Consider the following 21,891-nt stretch of genomic DNA (forward strand, 5'->3'; position numbering starts at 1 on the left):
ACTGGGCAATAAGTACGAGGAGTCACAGTCCATTCTGGCAGTAGCTTGCTATCTTCGGTCGAGCGAATCCTAGCGCGGTCCGCATACTCGGGCTGAAACTTGCTAATGTCCGGCGACGAGCTGAAGGTCGGCATTAATGCCGACTTGGGCTTGCCGCTCTTAACGGCACGCCGCATGCAGAGCTGCGAGTTCTCTTGGATGGTGGCAGGACAACCAGCGGGTCAGATCCCCGTCGGACAAGATCCTCGCAATCAACGCGGCAAGCACCACACCTTCGAGCACCGCCAGACCATCAGCCGTTCCACTCTCCGGAAGACGTGAGGATCGTCCAAGGGCAACCCGGCACAACCCGTGACGCGTGAGCAAAGGGGCAGCTCTGGTGTCCGCAAAGAGAGCAGTCAACGCCTTTGTTACCTTGTGGAACCGGGCCTCCGCCTTGGCCGCCTCCGTAGCCAAGAGCAGCGCTTCGTGCCGCCGAATCCATGCCCGCTCTGTGTGGCTTATCCACACAGCTGCGATTCCATCCGGGACAACCGGGCGAGATCCCGAAGGATGGATAAAGATCCATATCGGCAACTCTCAAGCATCGGTTTGTTTCGGGTGTAGAAGCAATTGGGAAACTCAGGGAACAGGACCTTGGGAAGGACGAAATAGTCCATTGGCCCGGGTTCGCCGTAGACCGAGCGAGCGAAGACCACGATATCTGTATCTTCGGCCTTCCGGTGGTTGAACCACTGCTGCATATTGCCGGCTGGCCTAGATCCGTGAACAACGACAAATGACAATGTCCACGCACCATCGACCTTCAACTGCCATCCCTCCCGCTGGACGATCGATCCGCTGTCCTCCAGGAGCTCTGCAGCGAAGTCAGTCAGGCTCTCGCGCCACCGACTAAGCCAGAGGCGAATGTCGGCATATCTCGCGTGTCTGAGCGGTGTGAAACCAACCAATCGATACAATGCAGTGAGTCCACCGAATCGGCGGGCCAAGACCTGGCTTGATAGCAGGCGAGGATCTGCATCGATCAGGGGCGCGGTCAGGCGACCTCGCTCCCGATAAAGGCAACGCACGCGGTCGAGCAATTCGACGTTTGTCAGATGTCGGCGCATCGACACGCGGCGGATCTGCACCGCGTTGAACATTTCAGTCGAGACCAGCGGCTCGTAAGCATCATCCTTCCGAACCCATTCGGTCTCCGGATTCTGGGTTAACCGGCCGGCAAGCTTCTTGCTCGACCGGCAGTAAACGGCCCGGCCTGCGTACTTTTCACTATCGAGAATCGTCCGTACGGTGGCATAGACCCAGCACTTGCCGCGATGGGTCAGGACACCCTTGCGGTTTAGCTGACGCGCAATCTCGCTGCAGCCGTTTCCATCCAGGTATTGCTCAAATATCCAGCGGACCATCCTCACTTCCTCAGGTGGGCCCGGCACAAGAATGATTCTGTCAGACGCTAGGCTCTTGCGGTCACCATCGGCAAGCAAAAACTTTGCCTCTCCATCAGCGCTGACGAGAAGCCGTCGCAAGCCATAGCCTGCAATCGCACCCTGTCGATATCCCATCCTTGCCAGGCGGCGCTGCCCCGCTGAAACCTTAGCGGAAAGCTCCCGGCTGTATTCGGCAGCCATGGCCCTCTTGATACCTTTGAAGACTAGCGAGAACGGGCTTTGGTCGTTTTCAAAAGACTCGCCGACGTACAAAACCTGGACCCCTGCCCGCCAGCACATGAACTCATAGAAAGCACGTTCGTCGGTGTTCTGGAACCGGCCCCACCGGGAAACGTCGAGTACCAGCACCGCTTCGAAGGCCGCTCGCCCCGATCGAATGTCTTCCATGAGGGCAGTCAAGCCCGGGCGATGCTCTATCGTCAGGCCGCTGCGGCCTTCGTCCCGGTACTCGCGGACAATCGACATGAGGTGATCGGCTGCATAAGCAGCGATGGCGGCCTTTTGATTTGCAAGGGAGTACTGTTGCATGTCCGTGGACATGCGCATGTACGCGGCGACAAAGACCGGCAGGGCACTGGAACCGGGCACTGGTCGGGTAGACACGGGCATGGCACCGTACAGCGATCAACGGGAGACCTGCCGACTGTAGGCCGACTTAAGTCGTGCGGAAACCCTGTCTCAGCCGTGAAACAGTTCCCCATGCACCCCGTCGAGTTCGGCGGCGGCCTGGAACACGGCCAGCGCAGCCGGATGGTGGCGTGCGAGCTATTCCACTGGCGGCGCGTGCGCCATTAGGGATGCAACCCTGGCCTCGAAGCACGATCATGCCCAACGTGGGGCGTGGAATCACTCGCCGTATGGACGCCCTCGTGTCCCTGGCTGCGCTGCCAGGACGGCGGCAACTGCCCTGGAAGCGCATAGCAAGGCCTCCGAAGCTCCGTGCACCCGGATCATGTGCCTGCGGTACGCTCCCGCCGTTTCAGCGAGAGCCCTCGAAAGGTCATTTGTGTCGTCATCGGTGGTGTGTCCAGCCGAAGGCAGCGGGCTTGGGTGCCCCAACTGCGCCAACGTCGTCAGGGAGAAGGTGTAAGCAACGACGTCCGGAAAGCCGCTCGGCGACAATTTCTTTGGATGTGCCCCACGAACGACCCGAGGCGCGAAAACGAAAGCCTCAATGGCGGTGCCACCCCCTGACATGCGGGCAAAAACCACGATATCGGCATCCTCCGGTCGCTGCCGGACGTACCAGCGGCTACGGTTGCGGTAGAACGATGCCTGCACCACCGTGATCGACACGGTCCAGCCATCATCGACACGCAGCTGCATGCCCTCTGTCACCACCATTACGCCGTTGGACGAAAACTGTGCCGTTTACCTGCGCTATCAGTTCCACCCGCAAATCCTGCAGGCGATATCTCACGTCCACATAGTTGAGGTCTTTGTTAGCAACGAAACCCAGGTGGCTGTAGATCTATCGCAAGCAACCAAACCGTCGTACCAATGCGGGGATGGAGAGCGCATCGGGCTCGTTACCGGAGAACGGAAATGCGGAAGCCTTCGCAGTTCTCGAAGGCGTCATGCTCGCGAGAATGGTCGCCAAGCTGCTGTCGGACGGTGAATTGACTCGGTGGTTGTCTTGGGATCACCCAAGGGAGTTGGCGGCCTTGCATGCGGCCGGCCAGCGCGGGTACGAGCGGCATGAACGATGAGCAAGCCTTTACCAGCTACCACTCAGAGTCGATGCACCGATAGCCACATCGAGCAATACACGAACACGATAGGCCTAGAGGGGAGTGAAGCCAATGCGATCCAACTCATTGGCGATCCGTAACATTCCCGCGCCGTATCCAGAATGCGGGGGCGTACCCATCGGGCCCAAGGTATACATCAGATGCGCGCCTGCCCGCACGAGATCCGAATGGCCTGCTGCGTCGGCTTTGCCCACGATCAGCTTTGCCCGAAATCTCGCCTCATCGAAGTCCCCGGCAAGCGCTGCGTCATTCATAGCAGCCGAATCGCGAAGAATCTCCGCAATGGCCAGTATCGATTCTTCATTTCTATCCATACACGAATTCTAACCATTCTCTAAAGCCTTGAGATGTTGACTCCCGTTCACTCGCTTTAGTTCTTGTGCCGTCAGATGTCGTGACCCTGAGTGGTCGAAACTCAGCGCCACTCCGGATGCGTGTTTCTTTCCGTTTGATGATCTTCCTGCTGTTCACTCTGAGTCTCTTGGCATGCGAGAGCGTCGGCACGTTTCAAGGCTTCCGTGGCACACATGATTGTGGCAAGAGGCTACTGGTGGCCCCCCGATGAATCGCTGGTTCGTATCGGCACCGGAAATCCAAGGCCGCATCCCGGCGAGGAATTTCCGTGATTCCGCAACGGGGCTTTCCGTGGCACGATCAGGTCATGCGCACCGATTACATGATCCGCCCCATTGAAACCCGCGACGATGCCGACATGGCCGCCGTGATCCGTAACGTCATGCCTGAATTCGGCGCCGACGGCCCCGGGTTCGCTATCCATGACCCCGAAGTGGGTGCACTTTCCGCCGCCTACGCACGGCCGCGCCATGCCTACTTCGTTGTCGAAAAGGACGGCCATGCGATCGGCGGCGCAGGCATCGCCCCACTGGAAGGCGGCGACGACGATACCTGCGAGCTTCGCAAGATGTACTTCTTACCCAAGGCACGCGGCATCGGCGCGGCCTCACGGCTCATGCGCCGCTGCCTGGATGCAGCGCGCCGCGCGGGCTTTCAGCGCATCTACCTGGAAACGCTGACCGGCATGGACGCGGCGCAGGTGCTTTACCTGCGTCATGGTTTTGCGCGCATCGATGCGCCGATGGGCGGCACCGGCCATTTCAGCTGCGATCGCTTTTTCCTGCGTCATCTCAACGACGGCGACCTGATCGTGGCGCCGGAGCCGCCGACCCTGTTGTTCGCGATCGACGACCCGGGCCGCGAGGACGTGCTGCCCTTGATCGAGCAATTGCACGGCTACCTCTCCGACCTCTATCACCAGCCCCTGCCCTACCACGTGGGCGTGGAAAGCCTGCGGCAACCCCACGTGACCTTCATGACGGCGCGCGTCGATGGAACGCCGCTGGCATGCGGTGCAGGTGTGGACCACGGCGATTACGTGGAACTGAAGTACATGTATGTCGTGCCAGCGTGCCGCGGCATGGGGCTGGGCAAGGAAATGCTGGAAGCGCTCGAGGCCCAGGTACGTGCCGCAGGCGGGACGAAGGTGAAGCTGGAAACCGGCACGGCGCAGACCGAGTCGATCGAACTCTACGAGCGCTCCGGCTATCGCCGCTGCCCGCCCTTCGGCGATCATCACGCCCATCCCGCCAGCATCTTCATGGAAAAACCGCTTTGATCCGCATCGCCACCGGGGCACACGCCGCCGCCTGCCACGCCATTTACGCACCCATCGTCGAGACCAGCGCGATCACCTTCGAGACCGAGCTGCCCGGCGAAGACGCCATGCGCGGCCGCATCCTTACACGTCTGGCCACTCACCCCTGGCTCGTCTGGGAAGAAGACGGCGCCGTGCTCGCCTATGCGTACGGCGGACGCTTTCGCGAGCGCGCGGCCTACGACTGGATCGCCGAGACCTCGATCTACGTGGACGAAAAGGCCCGCCGCCGTGGCATCGCCCGACGGCTCTACGGCGCTGTGCTTGGCGCCATGCGCCTGCAGGGCATCAACCAGGCCGTGGGCGTGATCACCCTGCCCGGCGACACCAGCGTGGCGATGCACGAGGCGATGGGTTTCGCGCCTGCCGGCATCTGGCCGAAGGCCGGCTACAAGCTGGGGCAGTGGTGGGACGTGGGAGTGTGGAGCCTGTTCCTGTCGGAGCCCGAGACGCCGCCGGTGGCGGTGATTCCGTTTGCGGAGCTGGCCGCCTCCGGGGCTGTCGATCGGTTCCTCAAAGACCTCTGAACTTTCGGGGACGCCCTGTGGGAGCCGCTTCAGCGGCGATGCGTTCTGGCCGTAGCCTGGCCCGCTGCCGCGGGATCGCCGCTGAAGCGGCTCCCACACTATTCGGGCTCGCCACAGGAGCGGAGCCCTCCCTGCCGCGGCGCGGCAAGCCGGCCGGGTGGCCCCTCGGCTAAGATTGGCTTCTTTGCCAGTCGTACCAGCGGAGTATTCATGCAGCTCGAACAGGTCAGGGCCGTCATCACCGGCGGCGCATCCGGTCTCGGCCACGCCGTCGCGCAGCGCCTCGTCGCCGCGGGCGCGAAGGTCGCCCTCTTCGACGTGAACGAAGAAAAGGGCCATGCGGCCGTCGCCGCCCTCGGCAAGAACGCGAGCTTCCAGCGCACCGACGTCACCTCCGAGGAAGGCGTGACGGCCAATGTCGCCGCTGCGCAGGCCGCGATGGGTGGCCTCAATGTCGTGGTCAACTGCGCCGGCATCCTCGGCGCCGGCCGCGTGCTCGGCAAGGAAGGCCCGATGCCCCTGTCCACCTTCTCGGGCACGGTCATGGTGAACCTGGTAGGCAGCTTCAACGTGGCCAAGGCCGCTGCGCAGCTCATCCAGGCCAATGCCGCCGGTGAAGACGGCGAGCGTGGCGTGATCATCAACACGGCCTCGGTCGCCGCCTATGAAGGCCAGATCGGCCAGGCCGCCTACTCCGCCTCCAAGGGAGGCGTCGTCGGCATGACGCTCCCTATGGCTCGCGAACTGGCGCGCTTCGGCATCCGCGTGAACACCATCGCGCCGGGCATCTTCTGGACGCCCATGGTCGACGGCATGCCGCCAGCCGTGCAGGAGTCTCTGTCCGCCTCGATTCCCTTCCCGTCGCGCCTTGGTCGCCCGGAGGAATTCGCCGACACCGTGGCCTTCATCATCAACAGCCGCTATCTCAACGGCGAAACGATCCGTCTTGACGGCGCCGTCCGCCTCGCCCCGAAATAATCGCTCCCGCGCAATCCACTCCAAAGACATCGAAGTCGAACGCCATGAAAGCATCTGATGTGAAGAAAGGTAATGTCGTCGAGCACGACGGCACCGTGTACCAGGTCCGCGATATCGAACGCAGCTCGCCCTCGGCGCGCGGCGGCAACGTGACCTTCCGGTTCACGCTGTACTCGATCCCGGGCCAGCGCAAGTTCGACCTGAGCCTTCGCGCCGAAGACGACCTGAAGGAGGTCAGCCTCGAGCGCCGCCAGGCAAAATTCTCGTACATGGACGGCGACAACTTCGTCTTCATGGACGACGAGGACTACACCCAGTACACGCTCGGTCCCGATGTGGTCGGCGAGAACGCCGGCTATGTCGTAGAAGATATTGAGGGCTACTACGTGCAGGTGATCGACGAAGCACCGGTCGGCCTGCAGGTTCCGACGTCGGTCGTCCTGTCCGTGATCGATACGGCTCCGGAGCTGAAGGGCTCCAGCGCCACCAAGCGCAATAAGCCGGCCAAGCTGCAGACCGGCATCGAAGTGCAGGTCCCCGAATACATCACCAACGGAGAGAAGGTGACGGTGAATACGCTTACCGGCGAGTTTGCGGGCCGCGCTTCGTGATCGCATGACCAAGAGCTATTCGTTCCGCGCCAGCGTCATCGACACGTTGATTCGGACGAAGCGGCCCGATGTTCCCATGCGGGTCGCACTGCGCAACACTGCTGCGGTGGTGTTGCCGCTTGCCGCGGGCATGTACACCGGGTACCCGCAGGTCGGCATCGGCATCGCCGCCGGTGCGCTGGACACGATGTTCTCGGACCAGCCCGGTCCGTACCAGCAACGCCTCAACCGTCTCTTCCTGGCGGCACTGGCAGCTGGCGTCGCTTCGCTGGTCGGCTTCCTGATCGGCGACGACGTGCTACCGATGTGCGTCGCCTGCGCGCTGTGCGGTTTCTTCGGTGGCCTGCTCGTCGTCTTCGGTGCGGACATCGCTCGGGTGGGCATGACCAGCATGCTGCTGTTGGTGATCACGGCCGCCACGCCACAAGACGTCCGCGGTGCACTCTCCGGCGGCGGCCTGATTTTCGCCGGCGGCATGCTTCTGGCGGTGTTCTCCATCGCGGCATGGCCGCTGCAACGCTATCGGCCGGAACGGGCCGCGCTCGCCCTGGTGTATCGCGGGCTCGCCGATCTCGCGCGCAAGCCGCACAAGGATGGCGAAGCTCCCGGCATCACCGATGCCATGAACGCCCTGCAGCTCACCCTGCTCGGCCGCCACCACGCACACGGACGTGCGATGGAAGCCTTTCGCGTGCTGCTCGAGCTTGCGGAGCGCATTCGCCTGGAGCTGGTCGCCATGGCCGAGCTCGAAGTGAAGCGCGAAAGCATGGGCGAGATGTTCCGCAATGATGCCGCCCGCGTTCTCACCGCCACCGCGGACGCCCTCGACGCGGCGGAGCCGCCGCAACGCGCCGAGCGCGCGCTGGCGACGCTTCAGGCGAGCGAACGCGCCCTCCTGGCCGGCACGACCGGCACGGGCATCGGCGCCCACATCCAGGCGCTGTCGGGCCAGCTCGCCGCCGTGGTCCGCAATACGAACTGGGCGGGCAGCCGCGGTGAAGAACGCGCCCAACGTGCGGAAACCAGCCTCCCGGAGACGTTGCGCAGCGCGTCGCCGCTGGCCACGCTACGGGCGAATATCACGCCGCACTCCGTGGCATTTCGTCATGCCGTGCGCTGCGCGGTGGTGCTCACGCTGGCTTTCGCCGTGTCGCGTTATTTCCACCTGCCACATGGTTACTGGCTGCCGATGACCGCTGCCATCGTGCTGCGCCCGGATTTCGCCGCCACCTTCAACTTCGGCCTGCTGCGTGTCGTCGGCACGGTGCTCGGCCTCATGCTGACCACCTTCGTGCTGCGACTGACACCGGACGTGGTCTGGGCGCATATCGCCGTGATGGGCGTACTGTGCGTGGCCTTCCGCTACCTCGCCGGGGCGCATTACGGCATTGCTGTCGCCGCACTGACCGGCACGGTCGTCGTGCTGCTCTCGTTCGAAGGCGTCGATCCGTTCAACGCGATGTCCGATCGCGTGCTCAATACCGCGCTGGGCAGCGCCATGGCCTTGCTGGCCTACGTGCTGTGGCCGTCGTGGGAGCGTAGCCGTGCGCGCATCGCCTTGTCGGAGATGCTCGTCGCCTATGCGGACTACCTCGACACCCTGGTCGAGCCGGCAGATCGCGGCACACGGCACCAGGTGCGCAATGCCACCCGAACCGCGCGCACCAATGCGCAGGCCTCGGTCGACCGCCTGCGCGCCGAGCCCGGCACGCCCGCAGTGCTGCAGGAACTGGCCGAAACCCTCTACGCCAACGGCAACCGCCTGGCGCGTACGGCGATGACGCTGGAAGCCCTCATCGATGTCGACGACGTCCCGGAGGAATGGGTCCATGTCGGGCCCTTCATCCGCGAGGCTTCCATGGCATTGCGCGAACAGGGTGAGGCCCTCACCGTGGCCGAAGGCGCGACGGTGCCGCCCGACCTCCGCGAGCACCAGCGGGCGCTGGTGCAGGCCCTGGCCCGGACGAAAGACCGGGAACTGGCCGAAGCGATAGGGCGCCTCACGGACCGCCTGACGGACAACGTGGATACGGTGGCGCATGTGGTCACCCGACGCTCCGTCACGCCCTCCTGACGCCGATACGGCGCGCCGGCGGCGGCGTGTTGCAGCGCGAGAGGTCCCCGGCCCCCGCCGGCGCTACACTCGACCCCATGCTGAAGATCGACACCCACGCGCACATCCTGCCCCGTGACTGGCCCGATCTCGCGGCCCGCTACGGCGACGACCGCTTCCCCGTGATGACCCATTCCAGTGGCCACCACCGGATCTACAAGGACGGGCGGTTTTTCCGCGAAGTCTGGGAGTCCGCCTTCGACGCGGAGCACCGGATCGCCGACTACGCGCGCTTCGGCGTCGGCGTCCAGGTGGTCTCAACGGTGCCGGTGATGTTCTCTTACTGGGCGAAGGGCCATCAGGCCCTTGAGCTGCACACGCATCTGAACGACGACATGGCTCGGGTCTGCCAGGACCACCCGCGTCACTACGCGGGCATCGGCACGGTACCCCTGCAGTCGCCCTCGCTGGCAATTCGCGAGCTGGAGCGCTGCATCGACGAGCTCGGGCTGCAGGGCGTGCAGATCGGCTCGCACTGCAACGATTGGAACCTCGATGCGCCCGAGCTGTTTCCGTTTTTCGAGGCGGCCGCCGACCTCGACGCCGCCGTGCTCGTCCACCCGTGGGACATGATGGGCGCCGACACGATGCCCAAGTACTGGCTGCCCTGGCTGGTCGGCATGCCCGCCGAACAATCCCGCGCGGCCTGCGCGTTGATCTTCGGCGGCGTACTCGAACGCCTGCCATCGCTGAAGATCATGCTCGCTCACGGCGGCGGCAGCTTCCCTTATTCCATCGGCCGTATCGAGCACGGCTTCCGTATGCGTCCGGACCTCGTCGCCACCGACAACGCGCGCAACCCACGCGAGTATCTCTCGCGGATGTACTTCGATTCCTGCGTGCACGACGACGCCGCGCTGCGTTACCTGCTCGAGGTGGCCGGCACCGACCGCGTGATGCTCGGCACCGACTACCCATTCCCCCTGGGGGAACAGGAGCCAGGCAGCGGCATCGAAGCCCTCGGGCTCGACGACACCTCCCGGGCGCGGCTGTTCCACGGAACGGCCCTGGAATGGCTGGGTATCCCGCTGTCGCGCTTCCAGACCATGTCCGCCGTCGCGTGACGCAACGCACACTGTCGCGGGCCATGCACGACAGGGCGCTGTGCAAGAATGCCCGCGTTGCGCCGCGCCGCCGCGGCCTCTACGGGGAACCCCTGATCGTGAAACGCCTCCTGCGTACCATTCCGTTTGCCTTCCTGTTGGCCAGCCCGTTCGCGACGGCCGCCGATGTATCCATGGCGGGCGGTGCCCTCCACGTGTCCGTCCCCGATACCTGGGTGCCGATCATGCAGTCCGAAGGCGAGACGGAGACCCAGGTATTCCAGGTACCCGGTTCCACCGGGGCGGACGCGACACTGGCGCGGGTGTCGATCACCCTCCAGAAGGTGCCCAACCTCAACGGTTTCCAGCAGTTCTCGGGAAACATGCGTAGCCGCGCCTCCGGCCTGACCGAATACGCCGCCGGCAAGGCGACCTCGCCCACCGAGCACGTCTACACGGCGAAGGAAGGCAAGGTAAAACTCGACTACTTCGAGCGTTATTTCTACAGTGGTGGCTATGCGATCCAGCTCCGCTGCGTCCGCCCGACCGGCGATGCCAAGTGGAATGCCTCGTTCGACAAGGGTTGCGCCGACGTAGCAGCCCGTATGCCCTCCTGATTCCCAAGGTAGTCAACGTATGACCGGTTTCGAAGCGACGCGCGGTTGGGCCCAAGCCCAGGATGCGGCCGATCCCCTGCGCGCGTTCCGCGACGAATTCCACATCCCGCCGCACCACGGGCGGGAAACCCTGTACTTCTGCGGCAACTCGCTGGGCCTGCAACCGAAGGGTGTTCGGGCGGCGGTTGAAGCGGAGCTGGCCGACTGGTCGGAGCTGGCGGTCGAGGCGCATTTTCGCGGCCGTTCGCCATGGATGCATTACCACGAGTACGTGCGTGACGCGATGGCGGAGGTGGTCGGCGCGCAGCCGCACGAAGTCGTTGCCATGAACACGCTGGGCGTGAACCTGCACCTGATGATGGTGAGCTTCTATCGGCCCACCGCCGAGCGCCCGGCCATCCTCATGGAAGCCGGCGCGTTCCCCACCGACCGTTATGCGCTCGAGTCACAGGTGCGTTTTCATGGCTTCGATCCTTCGACGGATCTGATCGAGATTCAGCCTGATGGCCCCGGCGGCACGCTGTCGATGGCGGCCATCGAGGAAGCCATTGCGGAGCATGGGCATCGAGTGGCGCTCGTCATGTTGCCGGGGGTGCAGTACCGCACCGGCCAGGTCTTCGACCTCGCCGCGATCGTAAGGCTGGCGCGTGCGCAGGGTTGCCTCGTGGGTTTCGATCTGGCCCACGCCGTGGGCAACCTGCCCCTGGCGCTGCATGACAGCGGCGCGGATTTCGCGGTGTGGTGCACGTACAAGTACCTCAACGCCGGTCCCGGTGCAGTCGCCGGCTGCTTCGTGCACGAGCGCCACGCGAACGCCGACGTACCGCGCTTTGCCGGCTGGTGGGGCCACGACAAGTCCACGCGCTTCCAGATGGGCCCGCAGTTCGTGCCCACGCCGGGTGCGGACGGTTGGCAGCTGTCGAATCCGCCGATCCTCGCGCTGGCGCCACTGCGCGCGTCGCTGGATGTGTTTACGCGTGCAGGCATCGACAACCTGGTGGCGAAGAGCCGCCGCCTCACCGCCTACCTCGACTGGCTCATTCGTAGCCGACTCGACGAGACGCTCGACATCGTCACGCCGAACGATCCCTTGCAGCGTGGTGCGCAGCTTTCGGTGCGCGTGCGTGCCGGGCGTGATGCGGGACGTGCCTTGTTCGGTTATCTCGAACAGCAGGGGATCATCGGTGACTGGCGCGAGCCCGACGTCATCCGTCTTTCGCCCACGCCGCTGTACAACCGCTTCGCGGATTGCCTGGGCGCCGTGGAAGCGATCGAAGCGTGGCGCGGGACGCAGGCGTGAGCGCGCAGGAGCTCTTTCCGACGCCGTACAGCGAGCGGGGCAATGGGTTTGCCGTGCAGGCGGTGACGCATTGGTTGCGTGTCGCACCAGGGCGCGTGATGCTGGGTCTGAAGGCAGGTGGTTTGCCGGTCGCCTTGCCCGACCGTCCTGCGACGGTGTCACACCGCGGCATCGAAGCGAAGTCGGATGGTCACGTCACGGCCATCGAAGATGTCAGCAGCGTGTGGCTGCGCGAGCATCCGGATGTCACCTCACGCTACATCGCAGCGCTACGCAGCGTGTTGAAGAATCCACGTATCCGCCTCGACGGCTACGCGACACATGCCATCTTCACCGGGTCGATAGAGCTTTACGCGGGCTCACGTATGGACAGTATCGCGTTCGAACTCGACGATGAGGACGGTTCGTACGAGCGAGTGATCGAACTTCTGCGTCATGCACCACGCGACGCCCGCACCGCCTTCGCGATGCCGCCCGAACCCGGCATGGGCAGCTTCGAGGATCCGCTCTTTCTCGCGGGCGATCAGGCGTGGATAGATGGGCAGCGGGTACTCATCGAATACATCCCTGACGAAGGCGGTCGTGCGGAGACAGTGGCGCTTGATCGTGATGCGTTGGCGGACGCGGTTGAGCGGGCGTGGTACGCCATGATCGACGTGGCCGAGCGGATACGCACGGACCTTGGTCGGCCGACTTAAGCGGGAGAACCCAGACCGGTACGGAGTTCGGATGCCTTGGGGGCGAGCCTGAACGTCATATCAAATCATATCCGTGCCGCAAGGCGTCTAGGCTCTCTTGAGCTGCGGCGCGTACATCGGAATCAGGGTCCGTTGCGAGAACCGTTAGTGCGGCAACGGAGCGTTCCGACCCGTCCATGAATTCCAACAGGAAGGCAACGACCCCTCGGACGTCGGGCGACGTGTCCGTCGCTGCCGAAAGGATCGCGTCCCAGGCGTCATCCCCCCGAAGATGCCCGAGAGACGATATCGCCGAGAGTCGGACCTCGTCGTCCATGTCGTGCGCCATGCGCGACAGTAGCGGAACGCTCAACGCGCGAAACGGATAATCAGGCGTCCCGAACTGGCCGAGCACATAGGCGGCCACTTCGCGCACGTAGGCGTCGGCGTGAGATGCAAGTCCGACAATTCGATTGAAGTCCTCGCTATCGCCGCCCGAAATATGAAGGAGGAAACCGGCTGAACTTCGCACGATCTGATCGCCATCCGTCAGGAGGTTGATCAACTCCGACGTGCTGCAGTCACTCATACCCTTGCGTACGAAATAGCGCGAGAGTTTCTCAGTTTCGTCGTCACTATCCAGCATCTGATCGCTCCTTAAGTCTCACGTCAGCACCTCACTCTGAACGGGGATGCCGAACCTGCCCTACCCCACGGACTACGAAGCGCTCGACTGTCAACGACTCCGCACCCATCGGACCGTACGCATGCAAACGCGTCGTCGAAATGCCGATCTCCGTTCCGAGACCGAGTTCACCACCGTCACTGAAGCGCGAGGAAGCGTTGACCATGACGACTGCGGAGCGGATGGCACGGACGAACTTATCCGCTGCGTAGGAATCGCGTGTTGCAATCACTTCGGTGTGGTCCGAGCCATAGCGACGAATGTGTTCAATGGCTTCGTCGAGACTGTCGACCACGCGCACGGCAATGATGAGATCGAGGAACTCCGCGGCGTAGTCGTCTTCGCTGGCGGGTTCGGCGTCGTCGATAAGCATGCGAGTCGCCTCGTCACCACGGATCTCGACACCCAGGTCGCGCAACTCCCTTGAGGCTCGCGGCAGGAAGCTCGCCGCGATGTCTTTATGCACGAGGAGCGTTTCCAGCGCATTGCAGACGCCAGGGCGGCTGGTCTTACCATCCACGAGAAGCCGCAGTGCAAGCTCCGGATCAGCATCGCGATCAACGTAAAGGTGACAGACGCCCTTGTAATGCTTGATCACGGGCACACGCGCGTGCTCCGCGACGAATCGAATCAGGCCTTCGCCACCTCGCGGAATCGCGAGATCAACGATGTCGGTGAGCTGAAGTAGTTCGACCATTGTTTCGCGACGGGGATCATCGATCAGCGTCAGGGCCGCTTCGGGCACCCCGCTCGCCTTGAGCGCACGTCGCAGCGCGGCGGCAATCGCGACATTGGATTGCATGGCGTCGGAACCCCCGCGCAGGATCACCGCATTGCCCGCCATCAGGCACAACGCGGCGGCATCGGCGGTGACGTTCGGCCGTGCCTCATAGATCATCGCGATCACGCCGAGCGGAATGCGCACACGCTCAACGACGATACCGTTGGGGCGCGTCTCGCGTCGCGTCGTGATGCCAACGGGATCAGGCAGCGTCGCCACCTCGCAGATCGCAGCGACGATGCCGGCGATGCGCGAGGCATCCAGACGCAGGCGATCGAGCATCGCGTCACTGGTGCCATTCGCGCGGGCAGCATCCATGTCCCTTGCGTTGGCGTCGAGCACGACACTTTCGTCCGCGGCAAGTGCACTCGCCATGGCATGAAGGAGGCTTCGCTTGGCCTCGGTATCGAGGCTGGCGATTGCCGCCGCGGCGTCCCGGCAGGCAAGCGCCTTATCACGCAGGGAAGAAGTCATCGGGGCCTCGGTCAATGCGTCAGGGCGACGAGATCGTCGCGGTGGACGACGTTCTCACCGTAGCTATAACCGAGCGTCGTTTCGATATCGCGGGTGTGACGCCGCGCGATGCGGCGCACGTCGGCGGCCGAGTACTGCGCGATGCCACGTGCAAAGGGTGCTTGTTCATCGGCGATATCAATCACGTCGCCACGGGCGAAGTCGCCTTCGGCCGCGACCACGCCACCAGGGAGCAACGAGGCGCCACGGGAGCGCAAGGCTTCGCCCGCGCCGGCATCGACCGTGATCTTGCCTGTTGGCGGCGCGTGGCGCAGCCAGTACTTGCGGGCCGCCAGTGGTGTCCTCGGCGCGCGCAGGCGCGTGCCGGTGAGGATCCCGTCCGCCAACTGCTCTATGCATGCCGCATCACGGCCGTCGAAAAGGAGGGTCTCGATGCCGGCCGCTGCGGCCTTCCCTGCCGCTTCGAGCTTCGTTCGCATACCGCCGGTGCCTGCCGCGCTACCGGCGCCGCCCGCGCTGGCCAGGTGTTGCTCGGTAACTTCCGCGACATCGTCGATGGGCTGTGCAAGCGAATCGGTACGGGGGTTCGCCGTGTACAAGCCTGCGACGTCGGAGGCAATGAAAAGCACGTCCGCATCGACGAGGGCTGCCACGATGGCGGCGAGGTTGTCGTTGTCGCCCAGCTTGAGCTCGTCGACCGCGACCGTATCGTTCTCGTTGATGACGGGAATGGCGCCGAGGGCGAGCAACTCGCGCAGCGTCGTGCGCGCATTGAGGTAACGGCGGCGATTGCGCAGGTCGTCGTGGGTGAGCAGGACCTGGGCGACCGGTGCGTCGAAGAACGTCTGCCAGAGGGCAATGAGGCGGGTCTGGCCGAGAGCGGCGAGTGCTTGCCGGCCGGTCAGTCCAGCGCCGCGCTCGGGCGTGGCGAGGCCACGCCCAGCCGCTACCGCGCCGGAGGAGACGATGACGACTTCGCGGCCGGCGCTGCGGCTGCGGGCGACGAAGGTGGCGAGGGCTTCGGCGTGGCGGCCGGTGAGGCCGCCCTCGGGGGTGGTGAGGAGGCTGCTGCCTACCTTGAGCACGGCGCGGTGCCATCGGGGAAGCGTTTGGGGGGCGAAGGCTTGGGGCATGGTTTTTCCCTGGTGTTGAGGTAATTCCATTCGCCGCTGAAGCGGCTCCCACAGAGAGCTTGAAGAGCTTCGCCGATGAATCGGCTCCTACATGGAGCGGGGTGCGCTCTGTGTGGGAGCCGGTTCATCGCCGATCAGCCCGTCAGGGCTGGCAACCATCAGCCCGTCAGGGCTACCAGTCTCGCACGCAGCGTATCCAGCATAAGGTCGTTACCGGCGCCCGGCGAGGTGCGCGCGGCCAGGCTCGATTCGGGTGTCCGCCCTTCGCCTGACGAGGCGGCCGTCTCCGCTGCCGCACGGTAGGCATCGCGGAACGGCACACCTGCCACGGCCGCCTCGATGGCGACGTCCGTCGCGTACATCGCCGGCTCGATCGCAGCGCGCATCTTCTCCGCCTTCCAGCTGAAACGCGCCAGAAGGTCGGGAAGGAGCTCGAGCGCGCCAAGGCCCATGGAGAAGCCGTGGAACAGCGAACCCTTGGAGAACTGCAGATCGCGCTGATAGCCCGAGGGTAAGGAGAGCAGCTGCTCGATCTCGGTGCGCGCGGCCGCCACGCTGGCGTAGCTTGCACGCAAGAGTTCGACCACATCCGGATTGCGCTTGTTCGGCATGATCGACGAACCGGTGGTGTACTCGCCCGGCAGGCTGACGAAGTCGAACTCAGCCGTGGTGAACAACGAGAGGTCCCAGGCCAGGCGGCGCGTGTCGAGCAGTGCCGTACCGACGGCATCGAGTGCAGCCATCTCGAACTTGCCGCGCGAGAGCTGGGCATAGATCGGCGAGACCTGCATACGACCGAAGCCGAGCGCTGCCGTGGTGTGTGCGCGATCAAGGGCCACGTTGACACCATAGCCGGCTGCCGTGCCCAGTGGATTGGCATCGATCAGCTCGAGCGCCTGGCGGGCGCGCAGCGTGTTGTCGATGAAAGCCTCGGCAAACGCGGCGAACCACATGCCCGTCGACGAGACCACGGCACGCTGGATATGCGTATAGCCAGGCATCGGCACGGAATCACCGGCGGCCCGCTGCAGGCACACGTCGGCGATCTGCCGACACAATGTCTCCAGCGTCGACAGCTTCTCCTTCAGCCACAACCGCGTGGCAACAAGGATCTGGTCGTTGCGGCTACGGCCGGTATGCACACGCCGACCGGCGTCACCGAGGCGCTCGGTAAGGCGGGCCTCGATAGCGGAGTGCCCGTCTTCGAAGCGATCGTCGAGCACGAACAGGCCGGCCGAGAAGTCAGCGGCCAGCACGTCGAGCTCGCGAAGCAGTGCATCGCGCTCGTCACCGGAGACCACGCCGATATTGGCAAGGCCTTCGACATGCGCCTTGCTCGCGGTGATGTCGTGCAGGAAGAACTCGCGATCGAGCACCACATCGTTACCGGCGAGGAAACGCATGATGCGCGCGTCTACCTGCGTGTCGGATTTCTGCCAGAGCGGCTGGGTCATCGTAAGGTCCTTTCGCTCAGAGCGGGATGGCGGTGAGCTCGTCGAAGCCGAGCGCACGATTGACGTTCTGCATCGCCTGGGAGGCGGCGCCCTTGAGCAGGTTATCCAGTGTCGCGACGACGACCACGCGACGGCCGTCGGCCGACATGGTGAAGCCACCGATATCCAGGTGGTGCTTATGCGCCACCTGGCTCACCCACGGCGCCTCATCGACGATGTGGATCAGCTTGTCCTTGTCGAAGCGTGCTTCGAAGCGAAGGACAATCTCCTCCCGCTTGGCCGGCTTCGCCAGATACAGGTTGGTCGTGACCGTGAGGCCGCGGAAATGCGGTGCGACGTGCGGCATGAACTCAACCGGCAGACCGAGATGGCGGCTCGCTTCCTTCTCGTGCATGTGCCCGGTGAGGGCGTACGGCATGAGGTTGTCGCGAAGCTTTTCCGGGTCGTTGCGGTCAGACGGCGTCGTGCCGGCACCCGAGTACCCGGAAACACCGAACGACACCGGCGGCGCCGCAAGCAAGTCCTTGATAGGGGCGATCGAGACCTGGATCGCCGTCGCATAGCAACCTGGGTTGCTGATGCGCTTCTCGCCGCGCCAGCGGTCACGGTAGAGCTCGGGCAGGCCGTAGTACCAGCGCTCGTCGAAACGATAGTCCGCCGAGAGGTCGACAATCACCGTGGACCCGGCGGCCTTGTCGATGGCCTCGACGTACGGCGCCGCCTTGCCATTTGGCAAGGCGAGGATCACCACGTCGACGGCCTGCGCGGCCACCGCCTCCGGGTCGAGATTCGTATAGGTGAGTTCACCGCGGTAGGCATCGCTGTGATCGGCCAGGCGCTGCCCGTCCAGCTCGCGCGAGGAAACGAAGGCGAGCTCGAGCTGTGGGTGGTTCGCAATGAGCTTGATCAGCTCGGCGCCCGTATGGCCACGCGCGCCGACGATGCCGATGGTCTTGTTTGCCATGACCGGTCAGTCCTGCAAGGTGGGGATGCGCGTGGCGCAATGCGCCACACAGCGTTCGATATCCGCGAAGTTGTCCAGGCCGTACCAGAACACCTTCCAGCGCGACTGCTTGAAGCAGCCGTCCGACTCCGCGTAGTAGAAGTGATTGATCGCGTTGCCGTGGCGTGAGCGCCAGAACAACTTGGGGTTCTCGTCGCGCATGACCTGCCAGACCGCACGGCCGAGACCTTCGCCCTGCGCTTCGTCGAGCACGGCAAACTTGTCCAGATACGCGAAGCCTTCGTCCTCGGTGAGCACCATCGCCGCGCGATAGTTCTCGGAGACGTAGAGGCGATACAGGTTCGTGCGCTCGAAATAATCAGGCACGACCGGGCGTCCGAAACTGGATTCGATCAGCTCACGAAGGCGCTCCTTGTCCACGCCCTCCCACGAGTCGTAACGCAACACGCGCTCGCCGCGCCGCACCAGCGTGCCCGATCCCTTGTGCGTGAAGAGTTCCTTGGCCAGCTCGGCGGGCCGGGTGATCGACACCGACGTGGTCAGCGGCAGGTCGTCGAGAAGATCCTTGATCTGCTCGATCTTCAGGCGCATACCCGAATGCAACCAGGGCTGCTTGAGCAGCTGGTCGTACTCGGTCGACAGGTTGATCGAATCGATGACCTTGCCATCGCCGTCGAGCAGGCCGCCCGTGCCGGTTAGGAAGACGATCTTGTACGGCTGCAGGACGCGCACGAGCTCGTTCGCGGCGAAGTCGGCATTGATGTTGAGGATCTGCCCCGAGTCCGTCTCGCCAAGGCTGGCGATGACCGGAATGGATCCCGCACGCAGGCTGGCTTCGATCGGTGCGAGGTTGATCTCGCGTACCTTGCCGACCAGGCCGAACACGTCCTGGTCGAGGAAGTCGGCCGCGAACACGCCCGAGGGCACCGACGTGGCACGCGTATCGACTTCTTGCAGCGCCTCGACAAGGCGCAGGTTCTGCGCCTGGAAGACGCGGCGGACGATCGCCAACGCCTCCGGCGACGTCACGCGCAGACCATCGACCGTCTTCTTCACGATGCCGGCTGCCGAGAGTTCCTCATCGAGCTGCGGACCAGCGCCGTGCAGCACGATAGGGGTCAGGCCGACCTGCTGCAGGAACGACAGCGACGAGACGAGCGCCGGGAGGTCGTCGCGCAACACGGCGCCACCGACCTTGACCACGGCGAAGCGCGCTGCGTCCAGCTGCGAGAAGCGCTTGAGGTATTGCTGGATCTCACGCGCACTGCCCATCGAAGACAGCAGGCGCACGATCGTTTTGCGGGTGTGCTTGTTAGAGTCCACTGTCCACGATCCGATGGATGGTCTTTGCGTAATGCGCGAGCTGGTCCAGGAGGACCCATTCGTCGGCGCTGTGTGCCTGGGCGATGTCGCCGGGACCGTAGACGAAGGTGGTGTAGCCCGCCTTCGAGAACAGCGCCGCCTCGGTCCAGAAGTCGACGGCATTGCCGACGGGGATACCTAGTTCGTCCGCGAGGTCGCGAGCGGCGAGACGGCGGCTTTCCGCCGTCGCGGTGTCACCTGCCGGCAGCGAATCGCCGCGGAAGGTTTCGCCGTACTCGACCGGGGCCGGCTCGACCAGCGTGCGGAAGGTTTCGAGCAGTTTGTCAGCGTCCATCGACGGCAACGGACGGAAACCGAAGCGGATATCCGCCGTTGGCGCGATCACGTTGGCCTTGATGCCACCCTCGACCTTGCCGATGTTGAAGCGCAGCCCGGTGAGACCGCCGAAACGCTCATGCGACAGCTTCTGGACGTGGTCCAGCGCGGCGGCGCCCCAGCGAATGCCCTGGTGAACGGCGCTGTCCGACGGCTTCTGCTCGCCGGATGCGTGCCCTGCCCTGCCCTGGAAACGCATCTGCACCGAATGGATGCCCCGGTGCGCGAGCACCGCTTCACCCTTGGTCGGCTCGGCCACGATGATCGCCTCGTAGTCGCGCGGCGTCGCAAGGAAACCGTCGATACAGCGCGCGTCGTTGGCTTCCTCGTCCGTCGACAACAGCAAGGCCATATCGCCCTGCGTCGCGTTGGCCACGGCGACCAGTGCCGCGGCAGCGCCCTTGATGTCGCACGCACCGAGGCCGATCGCACGGTCTTCCGTCACCCGCAGCTGATGCGGGTCCGCGGTCCAGTGCGGCGAATCCGGCACCGTGTCCATGTGCACATTGAAAAGGTACTTCGGCTTGCCGCGCACCGCGTAGAGATTCACGGCACCGGCGCCGAAATCGGTCACCTGCACGTCGAACCCCGGAAGGTTCGCGCGCAGGTAATCGAAGATACCGTCCGTGCCGATCTCTCGCGGCGGATTACGCGTGTCGAAACCGACCAGCGCGCGCAGATGGGTCAGGGTGTCCTCGAGAAGCTTGTCCATGGTCCCGGATCAGTTCCCGTTCGCGCGGTCGACTTCCGCCCAGATCGTCGAGCTCATGCCGTAGAGCTTGATGAAGCCTTCGGCTTCGGCAACGCCCCAGTCGGCGGCCTGCGCATACGTGGCCTTGGACGAATGCAGGAGGTTCTTCGACTCCACCTTGATCGCGTACACCGAACCCCCGCGGGTTTCGATGATGACCTTGCCGTCCACCTTGCGCTGCGTTGAAACGAGGTAGGCCTCGAGGTCAGCCTTGATCGGATCGTTGAAGAAGCCTTCGTAGGCCACTTCGGTCCACTTGCGGCCGATTTCCGGCTTGAAGCGGTTCTGCTGCTTGGACAGCACGGTTTCTTCGAGTGCGCGGTGTGCGGTGAGCAGGGCGGTCAGCGCAGGTGCCTCGAACACGATGCGGCCCTTCAGGCCGATATTGGTGTCGCCCGTGTACAAGCTGCGACCCACCCCGTACTTCGCCAGTTCGCGGTTGAGGAAGGCGAGGATTTCCGGACCCGAGGCCGGCTTGCCGTTGAGCGACACCGCCGTGCCCTTCTCGAAGCCAAGCTCGACACGCAGCGCTTCGGACGGCCATTCGGCGCGCGGCGCACACCAGCCGATCGCACCTTCGCCCGGGATTTCCCAGGCGTCGATCTCGCCGCCGGAAATCGTCACGCCGAGCACGTTTTCGTTGATCGTGTAGTGCTTGGTCTTGGCGCGGACTTCGAAGCCCTTGTCTTCGAGGTACGTCTGCTCATAGGCACGCACCTGGGTGTGTTCGCGCTGGATCTCGCGGACCGGCGCGATGATCGTGTAATCGCCCAGCGCGCGCACGGTCAGGTCGAAGCGCACCTGGTCGTTGCCCATGCCCGTGCAGCCGTGCGCGAAGAACTTCGTGCCCAGCTCGTCGCAGCGCTCCAGCGAGGCCTTGACGATGAGGTAGCGGTCGGACACGAGCAGCGGGTACTGGCCCTGGTAGAACTCACCGGCCCAGATCAACGGCGTGACGAAGCTGTCCCAGATCGCCTGCGACGCATCCACCGTGCGATGCGAGGCGGCGCCTAGCTCATGCGCACGCTGCTCGATGTACTCGCGCTCCTCGGCCGAGACGCCACCGGTGTCGACGAACACGGTATGCACGGCATAGCCGCGCTCCATCAGGTAGGGCACGCAGAAGCTGGTGTCGAGGCCGCCGGAAAAGGCGAGAACGATATCTTGGCTGGACATGAAGGCTCCGAAGGAAAGGGCTTGAGTAAAAGGCGTTT

The 21,891-nt window shown here is 64.2% G+C and carries 19 protein-coding genes and 1 pseudogene; 10 read left to right on the forward strand and 10 right to left on the reverse strand.

The window, feature by feature from the left end; translation table 11 throughout:
- Nucleotides 1-500: 500 nt before the first annotated feature.
- Together HB634_RS09440 and HB634_RS09445 are read right to left on the reverse strand one after the other, a co-directional pair.
- Entirely contained in the window at nucleotides 501-2,051 is a 1,551-nt protein-coding gene (locus HB634_RS09440) for a recombinase family protein (RefSeq protein WP_213948385.1), read from the reverse strand.
- A gap of 1,180 nt (nucleotides 2,052-3,231) precedes the next feature.
- Complete coding sequence (locus HB634_RS09445; RefSeq protein WP_213948386.1) at nucleotides 3,232-3,513, reverse strand: hypothetical protein; 282 nt, start codon at nucleotides 3,511-3,513, stop codon at nucleotides 3,232-3,234.
- A 347-nt stretch (nucleotides 3,514-3,860) separates the two neighbouring features.
- On the opposite strand from HB634_RS09445, the pseudogene HB634_RS22845 reads away from it, so the two are divergent.
- From HB634_RS22845 to HB634_RS09490, 10 genes and pseudogenes are all read left to right on the forward strand, one after another.
- Nucleotides 3,861-4,346 (forward strand): annotated as a pseudogene (locus HB634_RS22845) (GNAT family N-acetyltransferase); the annotation flags it as partial.
- A 150-nt stretch (nucleotides 4,347-4,496) separates the two neighbouring features.
- Nucleotides 4,497-4,832 (forward strand): GNAT family N-acetyltransferase, encoded by a 336-nt coding sequence (locus tag HB634_RS09450; RefSeq protein WP_269447999.1) that lies wholly within the window; start codon nucleotides 4,497-4,499, stop codon nucleotides 4,830-4,832.
- Entirely contained in the window at nucleotides 4,829-5,398 is a 570-nt protein-coding gene (locus HB634_RS09455) for a GNAT family N-acetyltransferase (RefSeq protein WP_213948387.1), read from the forward strand. Before HB634_RS09450 ends, HB634_RS09455 begins: the two co-directional genes overlap by 4 nt.
- A 210-nt stretch (nucleotides 5,399-5,608) precedes the next feature.
- Entirely contained in the window at nucleotides 5,609-6,376 is a 768-nt protein-coding gene (locus tag HB634_RS09460; RefSeq protein ID WP_213948388.1) for an SDR family NAD(P)-dependent oxidoreductase, read from the forward strand.
- Nucleotides 6,377-6,420: 44 nt separating this feature from the next.
- Entirely contained in the window at nucleotides 6,421-6,987 is a 567-nt protein-coding gene (yeiP, locus tag HB634_RS09465; protein WP_063572938.1) for an elongation factor P-like protein YeiP, read from the forward strand.
- 4 nt (nucleotides 6,988-6,991) lie between these two features.
- Nucleotides 6,992-9,061 (forward strand): FUSC family protein, encoded by a 2,070-nt coding sequence (locus HB634_RS09470; RefSeq protein ID WP_213948389.1) that lies wholly within the window; start codon nucleotides 6,992-6,994, stop codon nucleotides 9,059-9,061.
- Nucleotides 9,062-9,138: 77 nt separating this feature from the next.
- Complete coding sequence (locus HB634_RS09475; protein WP_213948390.1) at nucleotides 9,139-10,164, forward strand: amidohydrolase family protein; 1,026 nt, start codon at nucleotides 9,139-9,141, stop codon at nucleotides 10,162-10,164.
- A 98-nt stretch (nucleotides 10,165-10,262) separates the two neighbouring features.
- Nucleotides 10,263-10,760, forward strand: a complete 498-nt coding sequence (locus tag HB634_RS09480; protein WP_213948391.1) for a hypothetical protein — start codon at nucleotides 10,263-10,265, stop codon at nucleotides 10,758-10,760.
- Nucleotides 10,761-10,779: 19 nt separating this feature from the next.
- Nucleotides 10,780-12,060: a kynureninase gene (kynU, locus tag HB634_RS09485; RefSeq protein WP_213948392.1), complete on the forward strand. Its 1,281-nt coding sequence runs from the start codon at nucleotides 10,780-10,782 to the stop codon at nucleotides 12,058-12,060.
- The gene (locus HB634_RS09490; RefSeq protein WP_213948393.1) at nucleotides 12,057-12,758 is read left to right on the forward strand and encodes a hypothetical protein; all 702 of its coding nucleotides are present in this window, start codon (nucleotides 12,057-12,059) and stop codon (nucleotides 12,756-12,758) included. Before kynU ends, HB634_RS09490 begins: the two co-directional genes overlap by 4 nt.
- A 55-nt stretch (nucleotides 12,759-12,813) precedes the next feature.
- Here HB634_RS09490 and HB634_RS09495 read toward each other — a convergent pair whose 3' ends face one another.
- From HB634_RS09495 to HB634_RS09530, 8 genes are all read right to left on the reverse strand, one after another.
- Nucleotides 12,814-13,383: a HEAT repeat domain-containing protein gene (locus HB634_RS09495; RefSeq protein ID WP_213948394.1), complete on the reverse strand. Its 570-nt coding sequence runs from the start codon at nucleotides 13,381-13,383 to the stop codon at nucleotides 12,814-12,816.
- Between the two features lie 31 nt (nucleotides 13,384-13,414).
- Nucleotides 13,415-14,677: a glutamate-5-semialdehyde dehydrogenase gene (locus tag HB634_RS09500; protein WP_213948395.1), complete on the reverse strand. Its 1,263-nt coding sequence runs from the start codon at nucleotides 14,675-14,677 to the stop codon at nucleotides 13,415-13,417.
- An 11-nt stretch (nucleotides 14,678-14,688) separates the two neighbouring features.
- Nucleotides 14,689-15,810 carry a glutamate 5-kinase gene (gene proB, locus HB634_RS09505; RefSeq protein WP_213948396.1) on the reverse strand — a complete coding sequence of 374 codons (1,122 nt, stop codon included), beginning with the start codon at nucleotides 15,808-15,810 and terminating at the stop codon, nucleotides 14,689-14,691.
- A gap of 158 nt (nucleotides 15,811-15,968) precedes the next feature.
- Complete coding sequence (locus tag HB634_RS09510) at nucleotides 15,969-17,264, reverse strand: argininosuccinate lyase (RefSeq protein ID WP_213948397.1); 1,296 nt, start codon at nucleotides 17,262-17,264, stop codon at nucleotides 15,969-15,971.
- Nucleotides 17,265-17,280: 16 nt separating this feature from the next.
- On the reverse strand, nucleotides 17,281-18,228 hold the full coding sequence (gene argC / locus HB634_RS09515) for an N-acetyl-gamma-glutamyl-phosphate reductase (RefSeq protein WP_213948398.1): 948 nt from the start codon (nucleotides 18,226-18,228) through the stop codon (nucleotides 17,281-17,283).
- A 6-nt stretch (nucleotides 18,229-18,234) separates the two neighbouring features.
- Nucleotides 18,235-19,551 (reverse strand): acetylglutamate kinase, encoded by a 1,317-nt coding sequence (locus tag HB634_RS09520; protein WP_063570828.1) that lies wholly within the window; start codon nucleotides 19,549-19,551, stop codon nucleotides 18,235-18,237.
- The gene (locus HB634_RS22850; protein ID WP_213948399.1) at nucleotides 19,541-20,638 is read right to left on the reverse strand and encodes an acetylornithine deacetylase; all 1,098 of its coding nucleotides are present in this window, start codon (nucleotides 20,636-20,638) and stop codon (nucleotides 19,541-19,543) included. The genes HB634_RS09520 and HB634_RS22850 overlap by 11 nt, the downstream gene beginning before the upstream one ends.
- Nucleotides 20,639-20,647: 9 nt before the next feature.
- On the reverse strand, nucleotides 20,648-21,853 hold the full coding sequence (locus HB634_RS09530; protein WP_213948400.1) for an argininosuccinate synthase: 1,206 nt from the start codon (nucleotides 21,851-21,853) through the stop codon (nucleotides 20,648-20,650).
- Nucleotides 21,854-21,891 lie beyond the last annotated feature (38 nt).

The organism is Luteibacter sp. dw_328 (assembly GCF_018449605.1).
Lineage (GTDB): Bacteria > Pseudomonadota > Gammaproteobacteria > Xanthomonadales > Rhodanobacteraceae > Luteibacter.

Excerpts from the sequence above, each read along its gene's own strand:
- argC (WP_213948398.1), bottom strand. The coding sequence starts at position 18,228 with ATGGCAAACAAGACCATCGGCATCGTCGGCGCGCGTGGCCATACGGGC.
- HB634_RS09475 (WP_213948390.1), top strand. The coding sequence starts at position 9,139 with ATGCTGAAGATCGACACCCACGCGCACATCCTGCCCCGTGACTGGCCC.
- yeiP (WP_063572938.1), top strand. The coding sequence starts at position 6,421 with ATGAAAGCATCTGATGTGAAGAAAGGTAATGTCGTCGAGCACGACGGC.
- kynU (WP_213948392.1), top strand. The coding sequence starts at position 10,780 with ATGACCGGTTTCGAAGCGACGCGCGGTTGGGCCCAAGCCCAGGATGCG.
- HB634_RS09510 (WP_213948397.1), bottom strand. The coding sequence starts at position 17,264 with ATGACCCAGCCGCTCTGGCAGAAATCCGACACGCAGGTAGACGCGCGC.
- HB634_RS22850 (WP_213948399.1), bottom strand. The coding sequence starts at position 20,638 with ATGGACAAGCTTCTCGAGGACACCCTGACCCATCTGCGCGCGCTGGTC.
- HB634_RS09445 (WP_213948386.1), bottom strand. The coding sequence starts at position 3,513 with ATGGATAGAAATGAAGAATCGATACTGGCCATTGCGGAGATTCTTCGC.
- HB634_RS09495 (WP_213948394.1), bottom strand. The coding sequence starts at position 13,383 with ATGCTGGATAGTGACGACGAAACTGAGAAACTCTCGCGCTATTTCGTA.
- HB634_RS09500 (WP_213948395.1), bottom strand. The coding sequence starts at position 14,677 with ATGACTTCTTCCCTGCGTGATAAGGCGCTTGCCTGCCGGGACGCCGCG.
- HB634_RS09470 (WP_213948389.1), top strand. The coding sequence starts at position 6,992 with ATGACCAAGAGCTATTCGTTCCGCGCCAGCGTCATCGACACGTTGATT.
- proB (WP_213948396.1), bottom strand. The coding sequence starts at position 15,810 with ATGCCCCAAGCCTTCGCCCCCCAAACGCTTCCCCGATGGCACCGCGCC.
- HB634_RS09530 (WP_213948400.1), bottom strand. The coding sequence starts at position 21,853 with ATGTCCAGCCAAGATATCGTTCTCGCCTTTTCCGGCGGCCTCGACACC.
- HB634_RS09460 (WP_213948388.1), top strand. The coding sequence starts at position 5,609 with ATGCAGCTCGAACAGGTCAGGGCCGTCATCACCGGCGGCGCATCCGGT.